Annotated in this window: 6 protein-coding genes; 5 read left to right on the top strand and 1 reads right to left on the bottom strand. The window is 66.1% G+C overall.

The window, feature by feature from the left end; genetic code table 11:
• The 5 genes from Q0R16_RS15295 to Q0R16_RS15275 form a co-directional block, all read left to right on the top strand.
• Nucleotides 1–600: UdgX family uracil-DNA binding protein (locus Q0R16_RS15295; protein ID WP_295637952.1), on the top strand; the 600-nt coding region annotated here is incomplete at its 5' end.
• Nucleotides 601–703: 103 nt separating this feature from the next.
• The gene (locus Q0R16_RS15290) at nt 704–1342 is read left to right on the top strand and encodes a PadR family transcriptional regulator (protein ID WP_295637950.1); all 639 of its coding nucleotides are present in this window, start codon (nt 704–706) and stop codon (nt 1340–1342) included.
• Nucleotides 1343–1362: 20 nt separating this feature from the next.
• Complete coding sequence (locus tag Q0R16_RS15285; protein ID WP_295637947.1) at nt 1363–1650, top strand: DUF2218 domain-containing protein; 288 nt, start codon at nt 1363–1365, stop codon at nt 1648–1650.
• Between the two features lie 89 nt (nt 1651–1739).
• The gene (locus Q0R16_RS15280; protein ID WP_295637944.1) at nt 1740–2171 is read left to right on the top strand and encodes a heme-binding protein; all 432 of its coding nucleotides are present in this window, start codon (nt 1740–1742) and stop codon (nt 2169–2171) included.
• Nucleotides 2172–2295: 124 nt separating this feature from the next.
• Nucleotides 2296–5712: a glycosyl hydrolase gene (locus Q0R16_RS15275; RefSeq protein ID WP_295637941.1), complete on the top strand. Its 3417-nt coding sequence runs from the start codon at nt 2296–2298 to the stop codon at nt 5710–5712.
• Nucleotides 5713–5715: 3 nt separating this feature from the next.
• On the opposite strand, the gene hemF is transcribed toward Q0R16_RS15275, so the two are convergent.
• Nucleotides 5716–6409: oxygen-dependent coproporphyrinogen oxidase (hemF, locus tag Q0R16_RS15270; RefSeq protein WP_295637938.1), on the bottom strand; the 694-nt coding region annotated here is incomplete at its 5' end.

Raw genomic sequence — 6409 nt, 5'->3', positions numbered from 1 at the left:
GTGCCCGATGCCGCGGCGGACGCGGCCCTTTGCACGCGCTGCCCGCTTTACGCGCCGGCGACGCAGACCGTGTTTGGTGAGGGGCCGAAGGGCGCCCGATTGCTGTTCATCGGCGAGCAGGCCGGCGACCAGGAGGACATCGTGGGCCGGCCGTTTGTGGGGCCCGCCGGGCAGATGCTGGACCGCGCCCTGGAGGAGGCCGGCATCGACCGGCGCCTGGCCTACGTCACCAACGCGGTCAAGCACTTCAAGTTCGAACAGCGCGGAAAACTGCGGCTGCACAAGACGCCGACCGCGGGCGAGATCGACATGTGCCGCTGGTGGCTCGAAGCCGAAACCGCCCTGGTGCGCCCACGCCACGTGCTGGCGCTGGGGGCAAGTGCGGCGCGTGCACTGCTCGGCCGTTCGCCCTCGATCGCGCGCGAACGCGGCAAGCCGATCTCGCTTGGCCCGGATGGCCTGGGCGGCACCCGGCTGGGCTGGATCACGGTCCACCCGAGCTATCTGCTGCGGCTTTCGGACGGCGCGCGCGAGATCGAAGCCGAACGCTTCACAGCCGATCTTGCGCTGGTTGCAAGGGCACTGCGCGAGGCGGACTAGCAAGTTATGATCTGATACAAGATATATCTTGATTGATCTGTGAAACATCCTATTTGGCTCTCCATGCACCGGACGTGATTCCGGGCAAATGGAGAAACCAACAATGCATTTCCACAATAACAAGCGTGGGCGCTTCGCCCATGAGGCCATTCGCGGCCTGTTCGGTCACCGTCACGGGCATGGGCCCTTCGGTGGCGGCGGTTTCGGGGGTGGCTTTGGCCCCGATGGCGAAGGCGGTCGCGGCGGCCCCGGAGGATTCGGGGGCGGCCCCGGCGGCCGGCGCGGCAAGCGCTTTTCGGGCGACGAACTTCGGCTCATGGTCCTGGCGCTGCTCGCCGAAGGCCCGCAGCACGGCTACCAGTTGATCCGCGCCTTCACCGAGAAAAGCGGCGAGGCTTATGCCCCCAGCCCCGGCGTGCTTTACCCGCTGCTGTCGCTGCTCGCCGACATGGGTCTGGCCGAGGAAATCGCAGGCAATGGTGCACGCCGCAGCTTTGCGCTGACCGATGCGGGCAAGGCCGAGATCGAGGCCAAAAAGGCCGAGATCGACGCCGCGTTTGCCCGGCTCGCGGCGATGGCCGAACACGCCAGCCGCACCGATGCCGCTCCGGTTCGCCGCGCGATGATGAACTTGCGCACCGCCACCGTGCAACGCCTCACCCGCGAAGGCGGTGACGACGAACTCGCGCTCAAGATCGCCAAACTGCTCGACAACGCCGCGCAAGCGATCGAACGCCTTTGAACAAGAAGGGAAAACCAACGATGACCACCAGCACCGCCACCGTGCCGACCGAGCACGCCAGCCGTTACCTCCAGCAACTGTGCAAGCACTGGAGCCACAAGTTCGAAGTCACCTTCGACGCAAACCACGGTTCGATACCGCTGCCGCTCGGCACCGCGGTGCTCGATGCCGGCCCGGATGCGCTCACCGTCGCCTGCACGGTAGGCGAAGGAGGTGATCTCGCGCGGATGCAACAGGTCGTTACCGAACACCTCGATCGCTTCGCCTTCCGCGAGGCGCCACTGCCGTTCGACTGGAAAGCAGGGTGATCGAAAGCGATTGCCCGCGCGTGCCGGCTTGACTAGCGGCGGTCGTGCGCGGGGGCGCTACCCTGGCGGATTCGCAAGGAGATCACGACATGACACTCACTCTCGACCAGGCGCTGACGATCGCGCGCGAAACCATGGCCGAGGGTGAGCGACGTGGCATGCTGCCGCTGGCCGTCACGGTGCTCGACATGGGCGGCCAGCCGCTCGTGGTGCTGCGCGATCATCGGTCGTCGCTTCATCGCGCCGACATTGCCACGGCCAAGGCCTCCGGTTGCATTGCGATGGGGCTGGGCGGGCGCGAACTGGCCAAGCGGGCGGCGGGCAACCCGGCGTTCATCGGCGCAGTCAGCCAGTTGTTCCCGCGCGGATTGGTGCCGGTGCCGGGCGGCCTGCTGGTGCGCGACTCAGCGGGAACGCTCATCGGTGCAGTGGGCGTCAGCGGCGACAATTCGGACAACGACGAGATCGCCGCGCTGGCTGGAATCGCGTCGGTGGGGCTGGTTGCGGATACCGGCGCATGACTCCTTCGCGACAGAATGATTGAAAATGATCGTGCTTGCGCGATCGCTCAAAATATAGCAGTGAAATCTGGGACGTGACCGCCTTTGGGCAGGTTGCGCGAACGTCTGCGATGGAGAGTGATCGATGAAAGCTAGCCACTCCGGCTTCAGGATTGCGCTCGTGCTGGCCAACGCACTGATCGCGCCTCTCGCCTTGGCCAGCCCCGCACCCACCACCGCTCCGTCCGAAGCCCTCCCCGGCCAGACCGCCGAAAACGCACCGCTCGAACTGCGCTTCCAGGACCCGCCGATGAGCGCGCGGCCGCGCGTGTGGTGGCACTGGATGAACGGCAACGTCACCAAGGACGGCATCGCCAAGGACATGGCGTGGATGAAGCGGGTCGGCATCGGCGGAATGCAGAACTTCGACGCCAACCTGACCACGCCGCAGATCGTGCCGCATCGGCTGGCTTACATGACGCCCGAATGGAAGGACGCGTTCCGCTTTGCCGCGACCGAGGCCGACCGGTTGGGCCTGGAACTGGCGATCGCCTCCTCGCCCGGCTGGTCCGAAACCGGCGGGCCGTGGGTGCCACCCGCCGACGGGCTGAAGAAAGTGGTCTGGAGCGAGACCATTGTATCCGGCGGCAGTCGCGCCGCGAAGATCGCGCCGCCGCCAGGGCTCACCGGCGCGTTCCAGACGCTGCCGCCCGGTCTCAGTATCGAGGAGATGATGTCGGGCAAGAAGGGCAAGGCGCCACCGCAGGCCTATGGCGATATCGCTGTCATAGCGGTGCCGGTCAGCCCGGTTGCCATGGCGCAGCCTGCGCTTGCACTGGCGGACGGAACCGCGCTCGATGGTGGCAAGCTGTTCGATGATGATCTCGCGTCGGGTGTCGATGTACCGCGCGGCACCGCGGCCCAGCCCGGAGAGTTACGGCTGACATACGCCGCACCGCAAATGGTGCGTTCGATGACGCTGTTCGTGGCGGGCGCCAAGATGATGTTCGGCGGCCCCGCGATCGCCCCGGTGCTCGAAGCCAGCGATGATGGACGGGCCTGGCGCAGGATCGCGACACCCGAAGTGGGCGAAGTGCCGACGACGGTGTCGTTCGCTCCCGTGACCGCACGGTTTTTCCGGCTGGTGCTGCACCCGCTGGCGCCGGCGATGTCGAACATGAGCGCGCCCGCGCCGGGCATCGCCGCGCCGTTCGACCTGGCAGCGATGGCGGCGGGCGCCAAGGCACCGTGGCAGGTCCGCCAGTTCACGCTTTCAGCGCAGCCACGGATCGACCAGTTCGAGAGCAAGGCCGGGTTTGCGCTGGCGATGGACTATTACGCGCTTGGCCAGACAGCCGATGGCGCGAGTGGCCCCGCGCCTGCGCAAGTGATCGACCTGACCGGCAAGCTGCGCGCCGATGGCACGCTCGACTGGACGCCGCCGAAAGGCACCTGGCGCGTGCTGCGGATGGGCTGGTCGCTGCTCGGCACAACCAACCATCCCGCAACCGAGGAAGCAACCGGGCTGGAGGTCGACAAGTTCGATGGCGCGGCGGTGCGGCGCTATATCGATCACTACCTCGGCATGTATCGCGATGCTGCCGGGCCGGACCTGATCGGCGCGCATGGCGTCCGCGCGCTGCTCACCGATTCGATCGAAGTCGGCGCGGCCAACTGGACCCCGCGCTTGGTCGAACAATTCAAGCGGTTGCGCGGGTATGATCCCACGCCGTGGATGCCCGCATTGGCGGGCGTACTGATCGGCAGCCGCGCAGATAGCGACAAGTTCCTCTACGATTACCGCCGCACGCTGGCCGACCTGATGGCGAGCGAGCATTACGGCACGATCGCGCAAGCCGCGCACGAAGCCGGGCTCAAGGTCTATGGCGAGGCGCTGGAGGACAAGCGCCCGTCGATCGGCGACGACATGACTATGAGAAGTCATGCCGATGTGCCGATGTCTGCGCTGTGGACTTACCCGCGCGAAGCTGGCCCCAATCCCAGCTATCTGGCCGACATGAAGGGCGCGGCTTCGGTTGCGCATGTTTACGGGCAGAACCTGGTCGCGGCAGAATCGATGACTTCGGCGGTCAGCTACTGGGCAGATTCGCCGCAGACCTTGAAGCGGATCATCGACCTTGAGTTCGTGACCGGGATAAACCGCCCGGTGGTCCACACTTCGGTTCACCAGCCGACCGATGACAAGGTGCCGGGGCTGTCGCTGTTCATTTTCGGCCAGTATTTCAACCGGCACGAGGCCTGGGCCGAACTGGCGCGGCCATGGGTCGACTACATCTCGCGCAATTCGCTACTGCTCCAACAGGGGCGCAATTTCGCCGATGTGGCGTATTTCTATGGCGAAGAAGCGCCGCTGACCGGGCTTTACGGGCTGAAACCGGTGGCCGATGCGCCGGTGACCAATGCCTACGATTTCGTCAGCGCCGATGCGTTAATGAACCACCTTTCGAACGACGGCACGGACCTGAAGACGAGCGGCGGCGCGCGCTATCGGGTGCTCTATCTGGGCGGATCGTCGGCGCGGATGACGCTGGCGGCGCTGCGCAAGATCGCGGCGCTGGTCGAGGGCGGGGCGACCGTAGTGGGCCCGGCGCCCGTGGCCGATCCGAGCGCGATGGCAGCGGGCCGGGATGCGGAATGGCACGCGCTGGTCGGCAAGTTGTGGGCCGGTGCTGGTGAAACGCGGTTCGGCAAGGGCCGGGTGATCGCGTCCGACCGGATCGAACCGGCGCTGCGCACGATCGGCGTCGGCCCGGACTTCGCGTTCACCGGCGGCGCGCCCGATGCGCAAGTGTTGTTTCTCCACCGCCGGCTGGTGGATGGCGACAGCTATTTCGTCGACAACCGCCGCGACCGGCCCGAGACCATCGAGGCGCATTTCCGCGTGACCGGCAAAGTGCCCGAACTGTGGCACGCCGAAACGGGCAAATCCGAACCCGTCAGCTATCGAATCGCGGATGGCGAAACCGTGGTGCCGCTGGTGCTGGGCGCTGACGAATCGGTGCACGTGGTGTTCCGCAAGACCGCGATCGCCAGTTCAGCAACCGTGACGCAGCCCAAGCCGACGAAGCTTGCCGAATTGTCGGGACCATGGACTGTTGCCTTCGAGCCCGGCCGCGCCGCCCCGGCTGTGGCCACGCTACCGATACTCGGCGGGCTGGAAACGCAGGCCGAACCGGGGATCAAGTACTTCTCGGGGCTAGCGACTTACCGCAAGACCTTTGCCTTGCCCAAGGCTGCGCGGCGCGGGCGTCCGCTGTGGCTCGATCTCGGTTCGGTGCACGAACTGGCCGAAGTGCGCGTAAACGGCACGGTGGTGGGCACCGCCTGGCACGCGCCGTTCCGGCTCGATATCGGCGGCGCGGTCAAGCCCGGCGCCAACACGCTGGAGGTGCGGGTGGCCAACTTGTGGATCAACCGGCTTATCGGCGATGCCCAAAAGGGCGCGCAGAAGGTTACCTGGACCGCCTTGCCGACGTATCGCGCCGACGCTCCGCTGCGGCCGTCGGGCCTGATCGGGCCGGTTACGTTGCTGGGGGAATAGGCCTCAGGTCCACACCGCTTCGGGCGGCAGGCTCATCAAAATGGCGTCGATGTTGCCGCCGGTCTTGAGCCCGAACAGCGTGCCGCGATCGTAGACGAGGTTGAATTCGGCATAGCGGCCCCGGTATTCGAGCTGGCGCAGCTTTTCGGCTGGCGAAAACGCCTGCGCCATCCGGCGCCGCACCAGCTTGGGGAAGGCGTTGAGGAACGCCTGCCCAACGTCGCAGGTGAACGCGAAATTTGCTTCGAACGCCGCCATGTCAGGGCATTCGAGGTGATCGTAGAAGATGCCGCCCACGCCGCGATGGACATTGCGGTGCGGAATCCAGAAATAGTCGTCGGCCCACTTCTTGAACCTTGGGTAATATTCGGGATCGTGCGCGTCGCACGCGGCTTTGTAGGCGGCGTGGAAATCGGCGGTGTCCTCGGCGTAAGGAATCGGCGGGTTGAGATCGCCTCCGCCGCCGAACCAGGCCTTGCCAGTGGTGAGGAACCGGGTGTTCATGTGAACCGCGGGCACGTGCGGGTTGGCCATGTGCGCAACCAGGCTGATACCCGTGGCGGTGAAGCCGGGATTCTCGACGCTCGCTCCGTGCATGGTCTTGGCGAATTCGGGCGAGAACGCGCCGTGGACGGTCGAGACGTTGACCCCGACCTTTTCGAACACCTTGCCCTTCATCAGGCCCTGGACGCCGCCT

Source organism: Novosphingobium sp., from assembly GCF_025351285.1.
In the GTDB taxonomy this organism is placed as follows: Bacteria; Pseudomonadota; Alphaproteobacteria; order Sphingomonadales; family Sphingomonadaceae; genus Novosphingobium.
This window is presented reverse-complemented; position numbering and strand designations above follow the sequence as displayed.